Source organism: Arthrobacter rhombi (genome assembly GCF_039526245.1).
Taxonomy (GTDB): Bacteria; Actinomycetota; Actinomycetes; order Actinomycetales; family Micrococcaceae; genus Arthrobacter_H; species Arthrobacter_H rhombi.
In genome coordinates, this window is the sequence record NZ_BAAAIV010000008.1 from 69,687 (window position 1) to 90,180 (window position 20,494).

20 protein-coding genes and 1 tRNA gene are annotated in these 20,494 nt (G+C 68.6%); 14 read left to right on the top strand and 7 right to left on the bottom strand.

Translation table 11 applies throughout. The features are described 5' to 3' along the window. Positions 1-36 precede the first annotated feature (36 nt). The 6 genes from ABD088_RS07370 (at position 37) to ABD088_RS07395 (ending at position 3,780) form a co-directional block, all read left to right on the top strand. Positions 37-124, top strand: a tRNA-Ser gene (locus tag ABD088_RS07370). Between the two features lie 382 nt (positions 125-506). Further along, the gene (locus tag ABD088_RS07375; RefSeq protein ID WP_343901144.1) at positions 507-905 is read left to right on the top strand and encodes a hypothetical protein; all 399 of its coding nucleotides are present in this window, start codon (positions 507-509) and stop codon (positions 903-905) included. 14 nt (positions 906-919) lie between these two features. Further along, the gene (locus ABD088_RS07380) at positions 920-1,648 is read left to right on the top strand and encodes an RES domain-containing protein (protein WP_343901145.1); all 729 of its coding nucleotides are present in this window, start codon (positions 920-922) and stop codon (positions 1,646-1,648) included. 412 nt (positions 1,649-2,060) lie between these two features. Then, entirely contained in the window at positions 2,061-2,420 is a 360-nt protein-coding gene (locus tag ABD088_RS07385; protein ID WP_343901146.1) for a TA system antitoxin ParD family protein, read from the top strand. Next, on the top strand, positions 2,420-2,986 hold the full coding sequence (locus tag ABD088_RS07390) for an ATPase (protein ID WP_343901148.1): 567 nt from the start codon (positions 2,420-2,422) through the stop codon (positions 2,984-2,986). The genes ABD088_RS07385 and ABD088_RS07390 overlap by 1 nt, the downstream gene beginning before the upstream one ends. 419 nt (positions 2,987-3,405) lie before the next feature. Further along, positions 3,406-3,780 carry a hypothetical protein gene (locus tag ABD088_RS07395; RefSeq protein WP_343901149.1) on the top strand — a complete coding sequence of 125 codons (375 nt, stop codon included), beginning with the start codon at positions 3,406-3,408 and terminating at the stop codon, positions 3,778-3,780. Between the two features lie 587 nt (positions 3,781-4,367). Here the strand turns inward: ABD088_RS07395 and ABD088_RS07400 are convergent. Both ABD088_RS07400 and ABD088_RS07405 read right to left on the bottom strand, forming a co-directional pair. After that, positions 4,368-4,703, bottom strand: a complete 336-nt coding sequence (locus ABD088_RS07400; RefSeq protein ID WP_343901150.1) for a cupin domain-containing protein — start codon at positions 4,701-4,703, stop codon at positions 4,368-4,370. A 57-nt stretch (positions 4,704-4,760) separates the two neighbouring features. Beyond that, positions 4,761-5,540, bottom strand: coding sequence for a phosphatase PAP2 family protein (locus ABD088_RS07405; protein WP_343901152.1), 780 nt, complete (start codon positions 5,538-5,540; stop codon positions 4,761-4,763). A gap of 17 nt (positions 5,541-5,557) precedes the next feature. Between ABD088_RS07405 and rlmH the strand changes: the two genes are divergently transcribed. The 5 genes from rlmH (at position 5,558) to ABD088_RS07430 (ending at position 14,911) form a co-directional block, all read left to right on the top strand. Further along, positions 5,558-6,016, top strand: coding sequence for a 23S rRNA (pseudouridine(1915)-N(3))-methyltransferase RlmH (gene rlmH / locus ABD088_RS07410; protein ID WP_343901153.1), 459 nt, complete (start codon positions 5,558-5,560; stop codon positions 6,014-6,016). 75 nt (positions 6,017-6,091) lie between these two features. Further along, complete coding sequence (locus tag ABD088_RS07415) at positions 6,092-10,951, top strand: ATP-dependent helicase (RefSeq protein ID WP_343901155.1); 4,860 nt, start codon at positions 6,092-6,094, stop codon at positions 10,949-10,951. A 72-nt stretch (positions 10,952-11,023) separates the two neighbouring features. Continuing rightward, positions 11,024-11,956 (top strand): DNA-formamidopyrimidine glycosylase family protein, encoded by a 933-nt coding sequence (locus tag ABD088_RS07420; RefSeq protein ID WP_343901157.1) that lies wholly within the window; start codon positions 11,024-11,026, stop codon positions 11,954-11,956. A gap of 36 nt (positions 11,957-11,992) precedes the next feature. Then, positions 11,993-13,048, top strand: coding sequence for a pseudouridine synthase (locus ABD088_RS07425; protein ID WP_343901183.1), 1,056 nt, complete (start codon positions 11,993-11,995; stop codon positions 13,046-13,048). Positions 13,049-13,243: 195 nt separating this feature from the next. Further along, positions 13,244-14,911 carry a hypothetical protein gene (locus tag ABD088_RS07430; protein ID WP_343901158.1) on the top strand — a complete coding sequence of 556 codons (1,668 nt, stop codon included), beginning with the start codon at positions 13,244-13,246 and terminating at the stop codon, positions 14,909-14,911. A 6-nt stretch (positions 14,912-14,917) separates the two neighbouring features. On the opposite strand, the gene ABD088_RS07435 is transcribed toward ABD088_RS07430, so the two are convergent. From ABD088_RS07435 to ABD088_RS07445, 3 genes are read right to left on the bottom strand one after another with little or no spacing between them, the layout of a single operon-like run. Next, the gene (locus tag ABD088_RS07435; protein WP_343901160.1) at positions 14,918-15,223 is read right to left on the bottom strand and encodes a hypothetical protein; all 306 of its coding nucleotides are present in this window, start codon (positions 15,221-15,223) and stop codon (positions 14,918-14,920) included. Between the two features lie 44 nt (positions 15,224-15,267). Next, on the bottom strand, positions 15,268-16,467 hold the full coding sequence (locus ABD088_RS07440; protein ID WP_343901162.1) for an acyl-CoA dehydrogenase family protein: 1,200 nt from the start codon (positions 16,465-16,467) through the stop codon (positions 15,268-15,270). 9 nt (positions 16,468-16,476) lie between these two features. After that, the gene (locus tag ABD088_RS07445) at positions 16,477-17,256 is read right to left on the bottom strand and encodes a 3-hydroxyacyl-CoA dehydrogenase (RefSeq protein WP_343901163.1); all 780 of its coding nucleotides are present in this window, start codon (positions 17,254-17,256) and stop codon (positions 16,477-16,479) included. Between the two features lie 112 nt (positions 17,257-17,368). Between ABD088_RS07445 and ABD088_RS07450 the strand changes: the two genes are divergently transcribed. Beyond that, a complete protein-coding gene (locus ABD088_RS07450) occupies positions 17,369-18,121 on the top strand; it encodes a glutamine amidotransferase (RefSeq protein WP_343901164.1) in 753 nt (250 codons plus the stop codon). On the opposite strand, the gene ABD088_RS07455 is transcribed toward ABD088_RS07450, so the two are convergent. Then, a complete protein-coding gene (locus ABD088_RS07455) occupies positions 18,118-18,747 on the bottom strand; it encodes a YdeI/OmpD-associated family protein (RefSeq protein ID WP_343901166.1) in 630 nt (209 codons plus the stop codon). The genes ABD088_RS07450 and ABD088_RS07455 overlap by 4 nt on opposite strands. Before the next feature lie 70 nt (positions 18,748-18,817). On the opposite strand from ABD088_RS07455, the gene ABD088_RS07460 reads away from it, so the two are divergent. Together ABD088_RS07460 and ABD088_RS07465 are read left to right on the top strand one after the other, a co-directional pair. Further along, positions 18,818-18,982, top strand: a complete 165-nt coding sequence (locus tag ABD088_RS07460) for a CopG family transcriptional regulator (RefSeq protein ID WP_343901167.1) — start codon at positions 18,818-18,820, stop codon at positions 18,980-18,982. After that, positions 18,982-19,716, top strand: coding sequence for a VOC family protein (locus ABD088_RS07465; RefSeq protein ID WP_343901168.1), 735 nt, complete (start codon positions 18,982-18,984; stop codon positions 19,714-19,716). Before ABD088_RS07460 ends, ABD088_RS07465 begins: the two co-directional genes overlap by 1 nt. A gap of 78 nt (positions 19,717-19,794) precedes the next feature. Here the strand turns inward: ABD088_RS07465 and ABD088_RS07470 are convergent, their stop codons facing one another. Beyond that, positions 19,795-20,493 (bottom strand): GntR family transcriptional regulator, encoded by a 699-nt coding sequence (locus tag ABD088_RS07470; protein ID WP_343901169.1) that lies wholly within the window; start codon positions 20,491-20,493, stop codon positions 19,795-19,797. Between the last annotated feature and the right edge of the window lies 1 nt (position 20,494).

The following is a 20,494-nucleotide window of genomic DNA, read 5'->3' on the forward strand; positions in this document are numbered from 1 at the left end:
GCCGACCCGGCGTCGTCCGCTACAATAGTCCAGTCTGGTGACGTGTCCGAGCGGCCGAAGGTGCAACACTCGAAATGTTGTTTGGTGAAAGCCAACGTGGGTTCAAATCCCACCGTCACCGCCAGTGAAAACCCCCGGTTCGCCGGGGGTTTTCTTCATTTGCGACAACGGCATGGTGCATGCATCGTGCAGAAGCTTTTGCTACTAGCGGCCCAGTAGCCCTTGTGCCTCACGAAGTAGCCCATCGGCGGTCCCCCTTCTCCCCTCGCCCGATTACTCCGGGCACTGCGCCACGGGAAAGCGAACAGAAGCGAACAGATGATTACCGCGGCATCCCGCGGTTTTCGGTGCGGGTTCATGGGCCCTCCGGATCCCTCTCAGAGTCGGGGCCCATGTCCCCATCGAACCTGGGCCACCCTCATGCACGCCGGGGACGGAATTCCACATGTACTTTCGGATGCATTTCTACCCTGTTTTTGCCATGCGTTCCGGCGTATGCTCAAGCCATGACCACCGCAATGGCCTCCGATCAACGGCCCGGGCTGCACGCCCACCAGGACTCCGTCCGGCTCCCATTCCCCGAGCTCGTCGCGCGACTGCGCGAGGTGCTCGGCGTGCGCCTGGTCGCCTATATCGGCGGCGTGAAGTCGACGCGCTCGGTCTCCAGCTGGGCCGAGGGAACGAGCACACCCGGCGAGACCGACCAAGACCGGCTGCGCCATGCCTTCCACGCGGCAGCGCTGCTGCGCGACCGCTACGACGCAACGACGGTGCAGTCCTGGTTCAAAGGCATGAACCCCACCCTGCACGATGACGCGCCGGCACACGTGCTGCGAGAGGCCGACCCGATGGACGGTGCCCGCGAGGTCATCGCCGTAGCGAAATCGTTCGCCTTCATCGGATGAGCAGCCCGCCGCGAATGGCACCCCCCGAGTTGGAGATCGAGGGGTCCGGAGAGCCCTATCTGGTGTGGCGGGTGGGACATGCTCCGGATCCGTGGGCGTGGACATCTTGGGACTATGCCGACGACGAGGGGCTATTCGGCGGTCGCTGGGATGACCAGCTGGGGGAGTTTCGCACCATCTACACCGCCAACAGTCTCCTGGGCTGCCTGCTGGAGCTCCTGGCCCACTTCCGTCCCTGCCGCGAACTGCTAGTCGAGCTCGACCAGATTGAGGACGACGACGGCAGCATCGGCAACCAGCCCGAGGCCCCTGAAGGCGCAGTGGGCCACACGTGGCTCGAGGGCCGGGTGTATGGATCGGCGCTGCAACGCGGCCGGTACTGCTTCATCACCCACTCCCGGAGCATCGCCACGCTCATCACCCGGTACCCGCTCCACGAACACGGGCTGACCCCTGCCGACGTGGACACTGCCCTCCTGAAGGATGCAGGAAACCGCTTGCTCACCCGGAACATCGCCCGATGGGTGTATGACCGGAATGACGGGACGAGCCCCATCGACGGCATCAGGTTCAATTCCCGCCACGGGGACGAGATCCGCGTCTGGGCCGTGTTCGAGCGCGCCGGCGACCCACCCCGCCCCCAGCTGGTCGAGCCCTCCGACGAGACTTCGGGGATCGGCTCGGACCTGCCCGAGCTGTTGGAAGCTTTCACCCGGTTCGGCCTGCATTGGCACGAAGGCTGACTGCCGGCACCACGTATTCCCGCCTGCACCTCTGACGCCGAGGTGCCAGCCGACGCAAAACGTGTCCCTGGAGCGCATGGAGACCGACTGGCCGCTCGATCCCATCCGTGCGCCGCGCACGTCACAGCAAGTGGTTTTGCTCACCTCTCTTGAGACCGCCTCCCGAGCCGACGGAACCCGCAGGGAAGCAGACATCGCAACCCGGTGAACGTCCTGCCAGAAATTGCAGCTGGCCCCCTTGCCGCGTTCCACGCACGGGCGACCACGCGACCACGCGAGATGTTGCGCCGGATGGAATCTGGCTACTGGCTCGTCGACCCCTTCTGCAGCAACTAGGCCCTCGGCCCGGGCTAGACGAACCGTGCCCGACATGGCAACGCTCGTTCTGGTAGCACGGTGCTACCGTGATGATATGTCTAGGACCAGCCAGCCGACCCGCCTCCCTTCGGACGTTTACGAGTCCGCCCTGGCGGCAACGCTCGTCACCTCGCGCACCGTGCCGCAGCAGATCGCGCACTGGGCGCGCCTCGGCCGTGAATTGGAGATGTCACCGCAGCTGAACCACCGGGCGATCGCCCGGACCCTCGCTGGCGCCAGTTCATACGACTCGCTGGGAGAACAGGAACAGGCGATCGTCCGCGAACAATGGGCCGAGCGTTCGACGGCCTTACGCGATGGACTGGACTACGAAGCTGAGTTCATGGCTGCAGGAGAGTCCTATTCGGAGCTCGACGAGAACGGCAACGTCGTCGTGCACCGAGGCCGCGGCTGATGCCCCTGCTGCATCTGCTGGCAGGGCCCAACGGCGCCGGTAAGTCCAGCTACGTGCGCGACGTCCTGGCGCCCGCCACAGACCTGCCGTTCATCAACGCCGGCGAGATCGCGGCTGCACAGTGGCCCGAAGCGCAGGTAGAACACGCGTACGAGGCAGCCCGGATAGCAGAGGCACAGCGCCGCGAGCGGATGGCTGCGGGGGATTCCTTCATCTCCGAGACGGTGTTCTCGCACCCGAGCAAGATCCGGCTCGTCTCGGATGCCTCCGACGCCGGCTATCTCGTGCATCTGCACGTGATCATGGTCCCTGTCGACCTCTCCGTCCAACGCGTACTCGAACGAGTTCGCCGCGGCGGCCACGATGTGCCCGAAAAGAAGATCCGCGAACGCTTCGAGCGACCGTGGAAGAACATCGCGTCGGCCATCCCGCTTGCCGACGTGACAGAGGTGTTCGACAACGGCAGTGCACGCTCGCCGTTCAGGCTGTGCGCGACGTACCAGCACGGCGCACCCGTCGGCACCCCCAGCTACCCGGCATGGACACCTGGCGAGATGGGCGCATAACAGCCTGCTGGAAGCGCAGCACCCTGACGGCTCCGACCCAAATAGTCACTGTTTGCCGCGGCATGGCCCCAGCCCCTCAGAGCGGGTGACAAAATCGGGCGTGCTGGTGAAGCATCTGATTCCCGCGACGAGGGGCACGCCCCTGCTGTACTGCTTCCCAGCGTGGATTCACGTCGCCACATCGAAGTTCGCGCCTTTTCTTCTGCCCGGATTGAGTCCGCTGTCGACACAGCATTCCATCCCAGCGACGACCAGGACTCCCCGCCAGCTGCTGGACCATGCGGTTCAACTCCCGCCTCAACGACGCTCGGGACGTTCCGCATTTCGATTGGATGGCAATGGGGACTTCTCCCCATATACCGACTGCGAAGTCCCCCCTAGCGTGAAGAACGTCAATTCATCAACCCTTGGGAGGAACCGTGACCATCCGCCGCAAACTCACCGCAGGAGCACTCGCCTTCGGAGTCCTCGCAGGCGCCACCGTTGCCTCGGCCGCCCCTGCGGCCGCCGGAACAAGTATCGGGTCGAGCTACAACGGGGCCAGCCACGTCTACTACAAGTTCTACGCCTCGAACAACACGTTCTGCATCAAAAAGACGGCCGGAACGGCATACAGGGCGTTCGTGCGCTTCCCCGGATACGTCAGGCTATCGACCAACGTACCCAACCAGTGGACTTGCATTCGACTCACCGACTGGGGCATGAAGGAAGGACATTCGGCAAGCTTCACGCTGTCCATGACCCGGTACTCCAAGAAGGTCTACTCTTCCTCGTCGGGTCACGTACGCATCTGATCCCTCCCCTGCACGGGACGGAAGGCAATAGCCGAAAACGCAGCCCTTGCGGGCTCGGCTCAGATCGGGGCCCAAACGGGCTCCGATTCCTTCTGCCAGGAGAGGCGACCTCCTGGGATCCCTTGAACGCCGCGAGTGCCGGCGGCCCGCGGCAGGCTCCGTGGATATTGGCCGCCTATTTCGCAGTGATTGCAGGGATCTGGCACCCCGGGCGTATTCACTGGACCACCCCTCGGTGCGGTCCTGCATTTCGACGCCCTCAAAGTCGGGGTAGCGCTTTTCGCCTTGGAGCATTTTCACGACGCCCACTGGCCCCGGAGGGGAACCCTCCCCGACCACCCCCGCGGCGGGTCAGTTCCTCGGGGCCTGGACTCCACGCTGACTGATGTGGTCGGCGGCGCAAACGACTTCCCGACCTTCACACAGGCACTTCCCGTTGGCGCTTTGGGCCGTCGGCACCAGCTATCGAGGCGCCCGACACAGACGGGCCGGGTTCGGGAAATACCAGACCAAAGTCCAGCTTCTGCGGGCCGAACTGGACGAGGTGAAACGCCAGATCGACACTGGACCCTGACGCACGCGCCGCGCTACCGGTCGAGCTTGGCGACCGTCAGCAGGAAGACCGAATCCTCGATGGCCTCGACGGAGTTCATGCCCGGAGGGACGACCAGCAGGTCCAGGTCCCGTCCCTCCCATTTCTGCTTTTCCGCGACCAGGCAGATCCGCCCTTTCAAGACCAACAGCGTGGCCTCGCCGGGGTTCACGTGGTCGTCCAATTCCTGGCCGGCGGCCAGTGCAATCACCGTTTGCCGCAAGACCTGTTCATGCCCGCCATAGACGGTGCTGGCACTTCGTCCACTCGCGACACGTCCTGCGGTTTCCAGATGCTCGCGCCCCAGCGCGGTGAGCGATAGCTTCTTCATCGATGGCCTCCTGGCGCCATCCTACCGGCCCGGTCGCGGATCATGTGATCTGCGCCACTAACCGGCGGGCTCGATTCCCGCCAGCCGCTCCCGGCGGACGCGTCTGACCGTATGGAAGATCCTGTGGGCCAACACCACCAGCGCGGCCCACCCCAGGCCGAGGACCCAGGCAACGGCCACGTCGGTGAGCCAGTGGTGCCCCAGGTAGACCCGGCTGAGCCCGATGAGCACGACGTAGGCGGCGCATCCGGCGATCATCCAGGCCCGGGCCGCCCGTTTCTCCAGTTCCAGGAACCACAGGTAGGCGATGACCGCGATGATGGCGGTGGCGTTGAGCGTGTGCCCGCTGGGAAACGACGGGGAGCTCTCAAACGGCGGGATGGCGTCGGCCCGATCGGGGCGGGCCCGGCCGATCAGGTTCTTGCCCGCAACGGTCATCGCCAGCGAGCCCAATGCTGCCGAGACGATCAGCAAGGCAGGCCGCCAGGACTTCGAGGACCTGGTCAACGCGGCGATCGCCAGAACCGCGATGATCGGCATGCCCACGGTCCCGCCGGTGTTCGTGAACCAGGTGATGACGGTGTTCAGTTCCGGGGAGCGCCACGACATGACCCACGCCAGCAGCGGATGATCGAAGCCGGCCAGGTCAGCGGATTCGGCGACGCCCTCGTAGATCTCCGCGGCCAAAGCGGTCATCAGCACGACGAACACGGCGCCGAGGGCCAGCGTGATCCACATGGCCCCATAGGGTCCGAGTCGGGAGGCGAGGTTTTCCGCCGTCGTTCTCAGTACTCCTGAAGCGCGTCCGTCCGGCGGGGTGGGGGAAGTTCGGGACATGCTGAAAGACTAGCGCCATGGCATTGAAGGTTCTGGCAATCGGGAAGAAGCACGAGTCGTGGGTGGCGGACGGGATCGAGCGCTACGCGAAGCGGATGAAGAAGCCCTTCGACGTGTCCTGGCAGTTGCTGCCTCATTCGTCCCGCGAGGGCGATGCCGCCCGGACCGAGGAGTCCGCGCGCATCCTCGCGAAGGTCTCCGCCCAGGACTACGTGGTGTTGCTGGACGAGCGCGGAACGAACATCGATTCCCCGGCCCTGGCACGGACCCTGCAGCGGCCGCTGGATACCTCCCGCACCGTGGTCCTGGTGATCGGGGGCGCCTACGGGGTGGACACGTCGGTGCACCAGCGCGCCGATTTCACCTGGAGCCTGTCGAAACTGGTGTTCCCCCACCAGCTGGTCCGGTTGGTCCTGGCCGAACAGCTGTACCGGGCCCAGGAGATCGCCGGGGGCCGGCCGTACCACCACCAGTAGCCTCTGTGGTTTCCGCGGGGTGCCGTGGGGGCCAACGGGGCCAACGCGTCGGTGCTTCGGCGTAGGCTTTCAGCGATGGCAGATCAGCCCGATGCAGCCGCCGTACTCGAACGGTTCACGCCCGCCACCCGCGAGTGGTTCACGGGCGCCTTTGCCGCGCCGACGACAGCCCAGGTCGGTGCGTGGGACGCCGTGTCATCGGGCAGCAATGCACTGGTGGTCGCCCCGACCGGTTCCGGCAAGACACTCTCCGCTTTCCTCTGGGCGTTGGATGGGTTCATCCGCCACAGCAGCGAACCGGCCGAGCTGCCGCTGGCCCCCCTGCCGGCTGGGGGCGCCGGGAAGAAGCCGCGGGCCCCGAAGCGGCCGACGCGCGTCCTGTACATCTCGCCGCTGAAGGCCCTGGGCGTGGACGTCGAACGCAACCTGCGCGCCCCGCTGATCGGCATCACCCAAACGGCCAAGCGGCTTGGCCTGCCCGCTCCGGAGATCACCGTGGGTGTCCGGTCCGGCGACACCCCGCAGAACGAGCGCCGCAAGCTGCTCACCCATCCACCGGACATCCTCATCACCACCCCCGAGTCGTTGTTCCTGATGCTCACCTCCAAGGCGCGGGAAACCCTGGCGGGTGTGGACACGGTGATCCTCGACGAGGTGCACGCCGTCGCGGGGACCAAGCGTGGTGCGCATCTGGCGGTTTCGCTGGAACGCCTCGACGCGTTGCTGGCGAAGCCGGCACAACGGATCGGGCTCTCGGCCACGGTGGAACCACGCACCGAGGTGGCCCGCTTCCTCGGCGGGAACCGGCCGGTGAACATCGTCGCCCCTCCATCGGAGAAGACGTGGGACCTGACCGTGACGGTCCCGGTCGAGGACATGACCGACCTTCCAGCAGCCGCTGCCGCCCACGATCTGGGACCGGCCACCGGGCTGCAACCGCAGGCGAGCATCTGGCCGCATGTGGAGGAGAAGATCGTCGACCTCATCGAGGCGAACCACTCGACGATCGTGTTCGCGAATTCGCGGCGCCTGGCCGAACGGCTGACGGCGAACCTCAACGAGATCCACGAGGGACGCCAGCAGCTGGAGGGCACCGACCCCTGGGCGGTGCCCGGTGAAGATGCTGCACCGAAACAGGCTCCCGCGCAGGTCATGGCGCAGGCCGGCGCCTCCTCCGGGGCGGATCCGGTGCTGGCGCGCGCGCACCACGGGTCGGTGTCCAAGGACCAGCGGGCCACGATCGAGGACGACCTGAAGTCCGGGCGGCTGCGCTGTGTGGTGGCGACGTCATCGCTGGAACTGGGCATCGACATGGGGCTGGTGGACCTGGTCATCCAGGTAGAGTCCCCGCAGTCGGTCGCCTCCGGACTGCAACGCGTGGGCCGGGCCGGGCACCAGGTCGGAGAGGTCTCCACCGGGGTGTTCTTCCCCAAGCACCGCTCCGACCTGGTCAACACGGCGATCACCGTGGAACGGATGCGTGCCGGGCAGATCGAGGCGCTGTCCATCCCGGCGAACCCGCTGGACATCCTGGCGCAACAAACCGTCGCCGCCGCAGCGCTGGGCGAGGTGGACGTGGAGGAATGGTTCGACGTGGTGCGCCGCTCCGCGCCGTTCGCCGCGCTGCCGCGCTCCGCCTTCGACGCGACCCTTGACCTGCTGGCCGGCAAATACCCCTCCGACGAGTTCGCCGAACTGCGCCCGCGGATCATCTGGGACCGCGACGCCGGCACCTTGTCCGGGCGACCCGGCGCCCAACGCCTGGCCGTGACATCCGGCGGGACGATCCCGGACCGCGGATTGTTCGGGGTGTTCCTCATCGGGACCGAGGAGCAGGCCAACGGCGGGCGCCGGGTGGGCGAACTCGACGAGGAGATGGTCTACGAATCCCGCGTCGGGGACGTCTTCGCGCTCGGGGCGACCAGCTGGAAGATCGAGGACATCACCCACGACCGGGTCCTGGTCTCCCCCGCGTTCGGACAACCCGGCAAGCTGCCGTTCTGGAAGGGCGACTCGCTGGGCCGTCCCGTGGAGCTCGGGCGGGCGCTGGGACGTTTCCGGCGCGAGCTGGTGGGGTCCGGCGAGGACGTGGCGGCCGGCCGGCTGGGGACGATCGGGCTGGACGCCTGGGCCGCGGCGAACCTGTCCGGCTACCTGCACGAACAGCAGGAGGCCACCGGGGTCATCCCCAGCGACACCACGCTGGTGGTCGAGCGGTTCCAGGACGAGCTCGGCGACTGGCGGGTGGTGCTGCACTCCCCGTTCGGCCTGCCCGTGCACGCCCCGTGGGCGCTGGCCGTCGGGGCCCGTCTGCACGAGCGGTACGGGATGGACGGCTCGGCGATGGCTGCCGACGACGGGATCGTGCTGCGGGTGCCGATGATGGACGACGAGCCGCCCGGCGCCGAGCTGTTCCTCTTCGACCCGGACGATCTGGAGCGGATCGTCACCAACGAGGTCGGCGGGTCCGCGCTGTTTGCCTCGCGGTTCCGCGAATGCGCCGCCCGGGCGCTGCTGCTGCCCCGGCAGAACCCCGCCAAACGCACGCCGTTGTGGCAGCAACGCCAGCGGTCGGCCCAACTGCTGGACGTGGCCCGGAAATACCCGTCGTTCCCGATCATCCTCGAAACCGTGCGCGAGTGCCTGCAGGACGTATACGACCTCCCCGCGCTGCGCGCGATCGCCGCCGATTTGGAGGGCCGCGGCCTGCGGATCGTGGAGACCACGACGCGTCAGCCGTCGCCGTTCTCCCAGACGCTGCTCTTCGGCTACGTGGCCCAGTTCCTCTACGAGGGCGATTCGCCGCTGGCCGAGCGCCGGGCCGCCGCCCTGTCGATCGACCCGTCGCTGCTCGGGGATCTGCTGGGACGCACCGAACTGCGCGAACTGCTGGACCCCGATGTCATCGCGCAGACCGAGGCCGAACTCCAGCGGGTGGCGCCCTCGCGACGGCTCAAGGGCCTGGAGGGGGCCGCCGACCTGCTGCGGTTGCTGGGTCCGCTCGGCGTGGAGGACTTGGCCGCGCGGTTGCGTCCCCCCGGCGCGGCCACCGATGGCGAAGAGCCCGACGACGCCGATTCCGCATCCGGGGGCGCCTCGCTGCCGCTCGACGACGCCGAGGCGTTCGCCGACACCCTGGCCCGCTCCCACCGGGCGCTGCGGCTGAACCTCAACGGGCGGCCGGTGCTGGCCGCCATCGAGGACGCCGCCCGGCTGCGGGACGGACTCGGGGTGCCGTTGCCCATGGGCGTACCGCTGGCCTTCATCGAACCGGTCGCCGACCCGCTCGGGGACCTCATCGGCAGGTATGCACGCACGCACGGGCCGTTCACCGTCGCCGAAGCCGCAGCCGGGCTGGGCCTGGGCACCGCCGTCGTGCTGAGTATCCTGAAGCGGCTGGCCACCGAATCGCGGGTCGTCGAGGGGGAGTTCCGTCCGGCGGACGGCGGGTCGGCGGCCGGGGTTCCTGCGGCGAGTGAATGGTGTGATGCCGAGGTGTTGCGGCGGATCCGCCGGCGGTCGCTGGCGGCGCTGCGCGCCGAGGTCGAGCCCGTGGACGATGCCACGTTCGGGCGGTTCCTGCCCGCCTGGCAGTTCGTCGGCGAGGACCTGCGCGGGATCGACGGGGTGGCCACGGTGATCGACCAGCTGGCCGGGGTGCCGGTGCCGGCGAGCGCCTGGGAGTCGTTCGTGCTGCCGGCGCGGGTGCGGGACTACCAGCCCGGGATGCTCGACGAGCTCATGGCCACCGGCGAGGTGCTGTGGTCCGGGACCGGGTCGCTGGCCGGAAACGACGGCTGGATCGCCCTGCACCCGGCGGCAGATGCCGCGTTGACGCTGACCCCGGATGCGGATTTCGAGCCGACCGGTCTGCAGGAGCAGATCCTCGGGGTGCTCGGCAGCGGCGGCGGCTACTTCTTCCGCCAGGTCACCGAGGGGCTCGGCGTCACCGGGCAGGACGAGGCAGTGCTGGCAGCAGTGTGGGAGCTGGTGTGGGCCGGTCGGATCGGCAATGACACCTTCGCCCCGGTGCGCGGGCTGCTCGGCGGCGGGAAGACCGCCCACAAGCCGCGCGGTGCCGCCCCGCGCGCCCGCTCCCCGCGGTTGGGACGCCTGCGGTCCCCGCGTGGACCCGGCCAACACGACCCGGCGCTGGGGGCCGTGGGATTGCGCCCGGTGGGGCCGGGGGCCCAGGCCGCCGCGGCGCCGGCCCAGCCGCGGGCCGCAGGACGCTGGTCGCTGTTGCCGGCCGCCGAATCCGATCCGACACTGCGCGCCCATGCCAGCGCCGAGTTCCTGCTGGACCGCTACGGGGTGCTGACCCGCGGGTCGGTCATGGCCGAGAACGTCCCCGGCGGGTTCGGCATGCTCTACCGCGTGCTGGCCCGGCTGGAGGAAGCCGGACGCACCCGGCGCGGGTACTTCATCGAACACCTCGGAGCCGCCCAGTTCTCCGTCCCGGCGACGGTCGACCGGCTGCGCGGGCACACCCGGGACACCGATCTGGACGCCGCCGGGCTGGACGCCGGAGGCGGGGCGCGGGTCCCCGCGGCGATCGCCTTGGCGGCCACCGATCCGGCCAACCCGTACGGTGCGGCCCTGCCCTGGCCGGGGCTCGCCCCGGAGGACGGCACGGAGGTCTCCCCCACGGGGCAGCGCCCCGGGCGCAAGGCCGGCTCCGTCGTCGTGCTGCTCGATGGCCGGCTTGGCCTCTACCTGGAACGCGGGGGCAAGACGGCCCTGGTCTTCACCGACGACCCGGCGGAACTGGAGGCCGCGGCACGGGCGCTGGTGGCCGCGCTGCGGACCGCCCGGGTGGAGCGCATCGCCCTGGACAAGGTCAATGGCCGGCCCGTCCCGGACACCGCCGTGGCGGCGGCGCTGCTGGCCGCGGGATTCCACTCCTCACCCAACGGGCTGAGGTTCCGCCCGTGAGTCGCCGGACGCCGACAGGTATAGTGTGACCCACTCCACTTTTCCGTGAGGCGACAAAGGATGTGACGGGGCGTGCCAGAGGGCGACAGTGTCTACCGTGCGGCGCGCCGCCTCGATGCGGCGCTGAGCAACCGGCCGCTGCAGTCCAGTGACTTCCGTGTCCCGACCTTCGCCACCCTGAATCTGGCCTCCCACACCGTCAGCTCGGTGATCTCCCGGGGCAAGCACCTGCTCATCCGGGTCTCCGACGTCAGCATCCATTCGCACCTGTCCATGGACGGGCACTGGGACGTCTACGCACCCGGCGAACGCTGGCGCGCCCCGGCGTTCAAGGCGCGCTGCGTGCTCAAGAACGCCGACTTCCAGGCCGTCGGATTCGACCTGGGGTTCCTGCGCGTCATCCGCACCGCCGATGAGCCCGAGGCCGTGGGACACCTGGGCCCGGATCCGCTCGGCGCCTCCTGGGACCCCGAGGAGGTGCACCGCCGGCTGGCTGCCATGCCCGAGAGGCCGATCGCCCTGACGCTGCTGGACCAGCGGGTCATCGCCGGGTTGGGCAACATCTACCGCTCGGAACTGATGTTCCTGCTCGGGCTGCACCCGCGCACCCCCACCGGCCAGGTCCCGGACGCGGACCACCTCATCGACTTGTCCTATCAGCTGCTGCACGCCAACAAGGACCGTTCCCGCCGGGTCACCACCACCCCGCCGATGCGCGACCAGTATTGGGTCTATGGCCGGGCCGGGCGCCCGTGCCTGCGCTGCGGGGGCCCGGTCGAACACCGCAAGCTCGGCCAGCCCCGCCCGCCGGCCGGGCTGGGCCGGCGGTCCGGGGTCCTGCCCGCCGGACCGGCCCAGGCAATGGTGCATGACGCCGAACCGGGCAACCTCCAACTCAAACCGAGCACCGCGCAGACGGCCCCGGACCTGCACGATCGCGGCATGGACATCAACGAGCGCGACATCTACTTCTGCCCGTCCTGCCAGCCGGACCCGCGGGTCTGAGCAGGCCGCCAACCATGGGACCATGGCTGGATGGCCATGCAATCCCCGCTTCCCGTGCGCGACGGCGTCAACGCGACCCGCCTGCGCATCCCCCGGGAGGGCCCGTGGGCGACCGTCATGGACTACATGCTCGAACGCTTTGGCCACGTGGACCCCGAGGGCATCATCCGCCGGTTCCACACCGGGGAAGTCGTCGGCCTCGGTGCCGAACCGCTGACCCCCACCACGCCGCTGGGCGTGCACGACTTCCTCTGGTACTACCGCAATCTGCCCGACGAACCGCGGCTGCCGGTCACCGAGACCATCCTGTTCCAGGACGAGAACCTGCTGGTGGTCGACAAACCACATTTCCTGCCCACCACCCCGGGCGGACGATTCGTGCAGGAATCGGCGCTGGTGCGGCTGCGTAACCGTCTGTCCCTGCCGGAGCTGATCCCCATGCACCGACTGGACCGCGCCACCGCCGGCGTCATCCTCTTTTCCACCAACCCCGCCACCCGCGGCGCCTACCAGACCCTGTTCGAACGCCGCCGGATCGAGAAGGAATACCGCTGCGTCTCGGCGCTTCCCGCCGACTGGGAAACCCCAGTGCACGACGGCGGCGCCTCCCCCGCGCCCGGCTCCCCTGCCGTCTCCGGCACCGGCCGCCACGGGCAGGATGTCCGCCAGCTCACCGGGGAGCACCGGGCACGGGCCGCCGACTTCCCGCTGGAGTACCGCAACCGGATGACCAAGGAGAAGGGGTACCTGTTGGCGCTGACCCAGCCCGGGGAACCGAACTCCGAGACGCGGATCGACCTGCTGGCCACCGGGGTCAGCACCGGAGTCCACGCGGGCACCGCCGTCGGGCTCTTCCGATTGCGCCCCCATTCGGGCAAGACCCACCAGCTGCGCGTGCACATGGCCGCCCTGGGCCTGGGCATCGTCAACGACCCGTTCTACCCGGTCCTGCTGGACAAGGCCCCCGACGATTTCACCCGCCCGCTGCAGCTGCTGGCCCATTCGATCTCCTTCACCGACCCGCTCTCCGGGGCCCCGGTGACGTTCACCTCGGAACGCACCCTGGGCGAGTTCCCGGGTCCCGCCGACTGAGCCGGGCTGCATGTCGGCGCTGTTACTTCCATTTGGCAGAGGTAAACGGCCATGTGGGGGTCACAATCCGGCCACAGCATCGTGGGGAGCACGTCAATGTCCCTCATGCCGCCTACGGCATTGGGTACTCTTGGAGCGGTGGTGTTGGGAGGAATCATTGCCAAGGCAATCAGCGGTTAAAGGGGATTCCACGTCATGACAGAAACACGCCAGGATACTTCGGCTGCCTCCGAGGCGTTGGAGCGACTGCGTGCCACACAGCCGAGCACCCCGGCGCCCGCCGCAACGGACAACACGGCGGCCGGCACCCCTTCCCCCGCTCCGGCGCCCCCCCGGCCCGCGGCCACCGATCCGGCCACCGGCTCCGGGGCTTCCGGGACCCGGCCCGCCACGAAATTGCCGCCGAAACCGCTGCGCTCCCCCGAGGGCGCCGTGGACGACAGTGCCGCCCCCTCACGCCACTTCGCGGCACCGGGACGTCGCGGCGGTGCCGAAGACGAGAAGGCCACCAACCGGCTGAACACCTGGCTCGATGGGCTTGAATCCCCCGACTGGCGGGAACTGGGCGCCAAGGCCAAGGCCACCACCCTGGAAACCGTTGCCACACAGCGGGCCAACGCACGCCAGCGGGCCGAGGCCCGCGAGGTGGCACGCGCGAAGAAGGCCAAGCTGCGTGCCGAACGCGAAGCCGTGGAACGTGCCGAGGCCGAGGCCGCCGCCGAACGGCAGGCCGCCGCCGATGAAGCCGCCCGCAAGGCCGCGGAAGAAGAAGCTGCCCGGCAAGCCGCCGAAGACGCAGCCGCCCGGAAGATCGCCGAAGCGGAAGCCGCCCGGCAGGCCGCCGAGGAGGCAGCCGCACGGGCCGCCACCTCCAGCGCCGATCTGGAATTGCTCGTGGAGAGCGCCCGGGACGCCATCGTCGATGCCGCGGCCCATCCGATTCCACGCACCGCCGAGGAAGTACGCAATACCAGCTCCTTCTGGGTCGAGGACGAGGGCCCCGTCTACGTGCCGCCCTACAACCTGCCCTCCCGGGACCCCAACCCGGAGGAATCCCGGGACGATCTGGTGCGCCGGGTCATCGTTTCGGTGGTCGCCGCCCTCTCCCTGGCCCTCGGTTTCCTCGGGTTGGGCTGGTTCGGCGGAGCCACCGCACACTCAGACGCCGACTCCCCGTTCCGCCCCCGCACCGCGCTGCTGGTGCCGGGCATTGATTCGTACATGATCTGGGGCGTGCTGTTCGTCTGGATCGCGCTCTACGCGATCTACCAATGGCATCCGAGCCAGCGTTCGTCCTACCGGCAGCGCGAAATCGGCTACCTCACCGCAGGCGCCGGGCTCCTGGGCGCCTTGTGGCTGCTCGCCGCCCGCGCCTCGCTGGTCTTCCTCGCGGTGATCCTGGCCCTGGCGCTGACGACCGTGCTGGTCTATGCCGTGAGGCGCATGAACCAGCGCACGGCCCGCTCCACCATGGAGCGCGTCTTCGTCGACGGCCCGGGCGCCCTGTACATGGGCTGGGCCCTGGTGTTGCTGCCCGCGACCCTGAGCATTGCGCTGACCCGATCAGGGTTCAGCCTGCTGCTGCCCGCTTCCTGGTGGGGCGTGCTGGTCATGGTGGGGGCCACCTGGGCGGCCGTTTCGATGTCCATGTCCGAGCGCGGTCGCATCGTGCTGGCCCTGGGTTACGCCTGGGGGCTGTTCTGGATCATGCTCGACCGCTTGATCGGCCCGTTGTTCTCCACTCCGGTGGCCATCATCTGTGGGCTGTGCGCCTTCATCGTGCTGTTGGCCACGGAGAACCGCAGGTACCAGATCGGCCATGCCGAACGCCGTGCCGAGCGGGGCCAGCGCACCGAGTTCTAGAGGGGTCTAGACCGGCGACCAGCGTCCGCGGATCCTCCGCAACACCACAAGGCGCTGCGTCTGCGCCACCTGTTCGACCTCGGCCCGCATCACGGCAGCGGCCGAGCGCGCGGCCCGGGCATCGGCGTCGTGCTCTTCCTCCTCGACGGTGAAGCGCAGGGTGATCCGCGGGACGCCTGCGACGATGTCGAGCTGTTTCGCCTCCACATGGTGGCGGGTGGCCAGGGCGGCCTCGGCGGTGTCCATGACCGCCTCGGGCGGGTGGCCGGCGCGCAGGCCGAGGATGTTCAACTGGACGCGGAAGGAAGGCACCGACCCAGCTTAGGCGGGTCGGTGCCGCCGCGGAAAAACCGGCCTCAGGAGATCGCTGAGATCCCGGTGACGGCCCGGCCGACGATGAGCTGGTTGACGTCCTGGGTGCCCTCATACGTGTAGATGGCCTCCGCGTCGGCGAAGATCCTGGCCATCCGGTGGTCGGTGACGATTCCGTTGCCGCCCAGCGCGGCACGGCCCAAGGCGACTGATTCCCGCATCCGCTCCGTGGTGAACGCCTTGGCCAGGGCCGCCTGGTCCATCCGCTCGGTGCCCCGGGCCTGGGCGTGGGCGATCTGGGCCATCAACGCCAACGAGGCGGTGGCGTTGCCCAGCATGGTCGCCAGCTTCTGCTGGATCAGCTGGAAGGCTGCCAGCGGGCGGCCGAATTGTTCGCGCTCGAGCACGTAGGCCCGGGCGACGTCGAAGGCAGCCAGTTGTTGCCCGACCGCCAGCCAGCCGACCATGATCCGGCTGGAGCGCAGCAACTGGTTGGTGTCCGCAAACGATTCGATGCCGGGGAACCTGTCGGCTTCCGGGACCCGGACGTCGCGCAGGACGACGTCGGCGTTCTGCACGGTCCGCAACGAGATCTTGTTCTCGATCCTCGAGGTGGACACCCCGGGCAGGGAGGTGTCCAGGACGAACCCGCGGACGGTGCCGGTCTGCTCATCCTGGGCCCAGAGCAGCATGTGTTCACAGAACGTGCCGTTCCCGATCCAGCGTTTGGCCCCGTTGATGATCCAGTGGTCCCCGTCGCGGCGGGCCCGGGTTTCCATGCCCTTGGCGACGTCGGAGCCGTGATCCGGTTCGGTGAGGGCGAAGGCTCCGGTGGTGCGCAGTGCCGCGGCGTCGGCCAGGTAGCGCTCACGCTGGCCCTGCGTGCCGAAGTCGTACAGGGACTCGACGAAGAGGTCGTGGTGGATCATGAAGAACGTGGCCAGCGAGGCGTCGGCCCGGGCCAGTTCGGCGATGAGCAGCCCGTGGAACAGGTGGGAGTAGCCGTGCCGGGTGGGCGTGCTGATGCCCAGGGCGCCGAGTTTCGGCAGCAGGTGGAACGGGAACTGCTCCGTGGTCCACCAGGTCCCGGCGTACGGGGCCACGTGCTCGGCGACGAATGCCCTGACCTCCTCGAGTTTCGCGCGCTCGCGCTCGTCGAGTTGTGATTCGACGTCGAGGAAGTCGGCGCCCGGCAGGGTGTGTGGCCGGCGGGTGGAGGCTGCGCCGTCGTCCTGTTCAACCACGGTCCCCGCCTACTTCGGTGCCATGCGGATGGCGCCGTCCAGCCGGATGGTCTCGCCGTTGAGCATCTGGTTGGCGACGATGTGCTCCACCAGCGCCGCGTACTCCGCTGGCTTTCCCAGCCGGGAGGGGTGCGGGACCTGGGCGCCGAGCGAGTCCTGGGCTTCCTGGGGCAGTCCGGCGAGCATGGGGGTTTCGAAGATGCCCGGGGCGATGGTCATCACGCGGATGTGCTGGCGGGCGAATTCGCGGGCCAACGGGAGGGTCATGGCGGCGACGCCACCCTTGGAGGCAGCGTAGGCGGGTTGGCCGATCTGCCCGTCGAAGGCGGCGACGGAGGCGGTGTTGACGATGACTCCGCGTTCCTCGGTGGCGGTTTCGCCGTTGAGGATCGGCTCCGTCGCGGCCATGGCCTCGGCGGCCAGCCGGATGACGTTGAAGGTGCCGATGAGGTTGACGGCCACGACCTTCTGGAAGGCCTCCAGGGGCAGGACGCCCTCGCGGCCGAGGACCTTGCCGGGGGTGGCGACGCCGGCGCAGTTGACCAGGATGCGCAGCGGGGCTAGATCGGAGGCGACCTGCACTGCAGCGCGCACCTGGTCTTCCTGGGTGACGTCGGCGGCCACGAACCGGGCGCGTTCCCCCAGTCCGGCGGCGGTGTCCTCCCCCGCCGAGGACGGCAGGTCGAGCAGGACCACGTGGGCCCCGGCGTCGTAGAGCTTCTTGGCGGTCGCGGCGCCCAGGCCGGACGCGCCGCCGGTGATGAGGGCCGAGGCCCCGGCGATCTCCATGGTTTCTCCCAACGTGCGGCACACACCGCTCGGTTAATGGTTGCTAACTCAAATCACACTCTAGTGCGTGGACCCCGCGGACTCCACCCCTGCGCGACATAGGATGTGGGGCATGACTTCCGCATCCGGCAGCCGCCCCTTCCTGCTGATCTCCACCCGCGACGACCCCCAGGCCGCCGAGGACGAGGTCCGGGGATTCCTGGCGGCAGCGGACCTCTCCCCCGGCGACCTGGTGGTCCATGCACTCGATGCCACGCCGCTGCCGGCGGATCTGGATCTGGACGCCTATTCGGGGATCCTGCTCGGTGGCGGCCCGTTCAACTCCTCGGACCACCCCGCCCGCAAATCGACCACGCAGGTGCGCGTCGAAGCCGAGTTGGCGGCGCTGCTGGACCGCCTGCTGGAGCTCGACTTCCCGTTCCTGGGCGCCTGCTACGGAGTGGGCACCCTCGGCGTGCACCAGGGCGGGACGGTGGACCGCACGTACGGCGAACCCGTCGGGACCGCCCATATCGAGCTAACCGAAGCCGGGATCCTGGATCCGATCGCCGCCGGACTCCCCCGGGACTTCGACGCCTTCGTCGGACACAAGGAGGCCATCTCGGAACTGCCCGGGAACGCGGTGCTGTTGGCGACCTCGGCCACCTGCCCGGTACAGATGTTCCGCATCGGCACCAACCTCTACGCGACGCAGTTCCACCCCGAACTCGATGCCGACGGCCTGGCCACCCGCATCGAGGTCTACCGGGACGCCGGATATTTCCCGCCCGAGATCGCCGGCGAACTCACCGAGCTGGCGCATGCGGCCGACGTGTCCCATGCCGCGACGGTCCTGCGGAACTTCGTGCGCAGGTACCGGCGCTAGGAACCCGCCGCCGGTTTGCGCGCGCGCTTCGGCGCCTCCTGGAACCCGTTTTGCGCATAGGGGGCCTGCCCTGCCTCGAGCATCTGCACGTATTCGGCTGCCTTGCGCGTCTTCGAGGCGGCCTGTTTCAACGTGTGGATCCTGTAGTAGAGCGCATAGCGGTTGGTCCCATTGAGCCGGTCGTACGCTTCGCGCGCCACCGGATGCCCCGCGAACGCCTCGACGAGCTCCGGGGGCAGCTGCGCACTGGCGGCCCCGGCATACGCGGCATCCCATCGTCCGTCGGCGCGGGCTGCTTCCACCTCGGCGAGTCCTGCGGCCGCCATCCGGCCGTCGGCGAGGAGCCGATCGACCAGCCCGACGTTGATGGCCGACCAGGCACTCCCGGGCCGGCGCGGGGTGAACCGCAGCAGATAGCTTCCCTCGTCCCGACTGCCCGCCTGCCCATCGATCCAGCCGAAGCACAGGGCCTCGTCCAGGGCCGCAGCACGAGTCAGCGCCGTGACCTCACCGCCCTTCTTGTGCAACACCAGCCGAACTCCTGCAGCGGTGGCGTGGTTTTCCTCGAGCCAGGCGCGCCAGGCGGCGACATCGGGGAGCAGGAGTTCGGTCAGTGGCGGCATCATGGACCCAGTCCAGCAGACCCGGGGGCCCCGGGTCTAGACACCCAGATGCTAAGTTGCTAGCATCCTATCCATGCCACTCGACACGACCCCGGATCCGGACCGCAAGGTCCAATTCAATGTCTATCTGCCCGCGGGCCTGGCCCGCGCGGTCAAGCACGCGGCCATCGACGCCGAAACCTCGTTGTCCGCCTATGTCGCCGACGCCCTGGAAACCCACCTGAAGGAGAAGCCCTGATGCTGCGCGTCACCCCGATCATCTTCACCGAGAACGCCGAGGGCTGGTCCCAGCTGCTCGAGGCGGTCGGCCTGCAACGTGCCGTCCACGCCGACGGCTGGCAGGAATTCGATGCACTGTCCGGACGCTACCGCCTCCACGCCCCCGAGGCCGACCATCCCGCCGGCACCACGCGGCTCGCCTTCGAGGTCGGGGACCTGGACGAATTCGCCCGGCGCACCCGGGAAGCGGGCACCGCCGTCGTCCTCACCGAGGAGGGCCACGGCCGGACTGCCACCATCACCGGGCCCGATGGGCTGTCCTTCGTCGCCACCGTCGAGTCAGCGCGTCCGGAGCCAACCGCCGCCGACCCCGCCCTGCGCGTGCTCGCCTTGTGGATGACACCCGACGCGGAGGGATCCGCGGCAACTCTGCGGAACATCGGCGCCCGCCCCGACATCGCCAGCGACACCGGTGCCTGGGTCCAGTTCCGCGCCAAGAACGGCGGGCTCGTGGCCACCCACTCCGGCTCCACACCGCATGCGGTTCCGAGTTTCCAGTACGACGGCGACATCGCGCAGTTGCGGGCCCGGCTGGTCGAGGCGGGGCTGGCCGCCGAGCTGATCGACGAGTCGTATGGTCGCACCGTGCGCCTGCCCCACCCCGACGGCGGCGATGACCTCTGGATCAACGAGACCCAGCGGGACCTGTACGGTTACCACCGCGTGGACGCCCAGCGGCGCGGGAGGGAATAGGTTTATTCGGGTGTGGACCCCTAGTCCGCATCCCAAAGGTGGAGAGTGCCTGAGGGCTCCCCCACCGTCATCGGCGGCTCATACAGGGCCGTATTCGTAGAATCCCCGAAGCATGGCTTCGTTGGACTCCACGAGGTGGGCGCGCATCTCGGATTCAGCTTCTGCAGCGTTCCCACTGGCTACTGCTTCGAAAATCGACTGGTGGGCAGCTCGCTCGGTTTCCGAGGCAACGTGGCCCTCGACGACCGGCATGAGGTAGTGCAACCGGCTCACCTCATCCGTCAAGGCCCTCACGACTGAGGCCGCGCGGTGGTTTCTCGACGCAGCGACGCAGGCGAGGTGGAAATCGCGTGCAGCTACCAGACGTTGGTCAAGCGAAGCGCTCCCGCTGAACTGGTTGTTCATGTGGCCCCGCAGTGCGAACACCAGTTCTTCCGTGACGTTGCGGGCAGCGGCCGCCAAGAGCGGTGGTTCAACAATGAGTCGCAAATCCATCACCTCGCGCACATCATGGAAGCTCAGGCTGCGGACCATGTAGCCCTTCCGGGGCAGAACGGTCACCAGGGACTCCACGGCGAGCATTTGCAGGGCCTCGCGAACCGGCGTCTTGGACACTCCATATGCCAAGGCCAATTCCGGCTCCAAAACTACCTCGCCGGGCCTGAGCTCCGCATGGAGGATCTGTTCGCGGATCAGGTCCCTGACACGCTCCGTCTGGGACTGGCGCGGCTTCGGCGGGCCGCCCTTGGCAACCCCCGGGGTACTACTACCTGACATG

Bases quoted from the DNA above. Each gene is read 5' to 3' on its own strand.
- ABD088_RS07375 (WP_343901144.1), top strand. From the start codon at position 507: ATGACCACCGCAATGGCCTCCGATCAACGGCCCGGGCTGCACGCCCAC.
- ABD088_RS07380 (WP_343901145.1), top strand. From the start codon at position 920: ATGGCACCCCCCGAGTTGGAGATCGAGGGGTCCGGAGAGCCCTATCTG.
- ABD088_RS07385 (WP_343901146.1), top strand. From the start codon at position 2,061: ATGTCTAGGACCAGCCAGCCGACCCGCCTCCCTTCGGACGTTTACGAG.
- ABD088_RS07390 (WP_343901148.1), top strand. From the start codon at position 2,420: ATGCCCCTGCTGCATCTGCTGGCAGGGCCCAACGGCGCCGGTAAGTCC.
- ABD088_RS07400 (WP_343901150.1), bottom strand. From the start codon at position 4,703: ATGAAGAAGCTATCGCTCACCGCGCTGGGGCGCGAGCATCTGGAAACC.
- ABD088_RS07405 (WP_343901152.1), bottom strand. From the start codon at position 5,540: ATGTCCCGAACTTCCCCCACCCCGCCGGACGGACGCGCTTCAGGAGTA.
- rlmH (WP_343901153.1), top strand. From the start codon at position 5,558: ATGGCATTGAAGGTTCTGGCAATCGGGAAGAAGCACGAGTCGTGGGTG.
- ABD088_RS07415 (WP_343901155.1), top strand. From the start codon at position 6,092: ATGGCAGATCAGCCCGATGCAGCCGCCGTACTCGAACGGTTCACGCCC.
- ABD088_RS07425 (WP_343901183.1), top strand. From the start codon at position 11,993: ATGCAATCCCCGCTTCCCGTGCGCGACGGCGTCAACGCGACCCGCCTG.
- ABD088_RS07430 (WP_343901158.1), top strand. From the start codon at position 13,244: ATGACAGAAACACGCCAGGATACTTCGGCTGCCTCCGAGGCGTTGGAG.
- ABD088_RS07445 (WP_343901163.1), bottom strand. From the start codon at position 17,256: ATGGAGATCGCCGGGGCCTCGGCCCTCATCACCGGCGGCGCGTCCGGC.
- ABD088_RS07450 (WP_343901164.1), top strand. From the start codon at position 17,369: ATGACTTCCGCATCCGGCAGCCGCCCCTTCCTGCTGATCTCCACCCGC.
- ABD088_RS07455 (WP_343901166.1), bottom strand. From the start codon at position 18,747: ATGATGCCGCCACTGACCGAACTCCTGCTCCCCGATGTCGCCGCCTGG.
- ABD088_RS07460 (WP_343901167.1), top strand. From the start codon at position 18,818: ATGCCACTCGACACGACCCCGGATCCGGACCGCAAGGTCCAATTCAAT.
- ABD088_RS07465 (WP_343901168.1), top strand. From the start codon at position 18,982: ATGCTGCGCGTCACCCCGATCATCTTCACCGAGAACGCCGAGGGCTGG.
- ABD088_RS07470 (WP_343901169.1), bottom strand. From the start codon at position 20,493: ATGTCAGGTAGTAGTACCCCGGGGGTTGCCAAGGGCGGCCCGCCGAAG.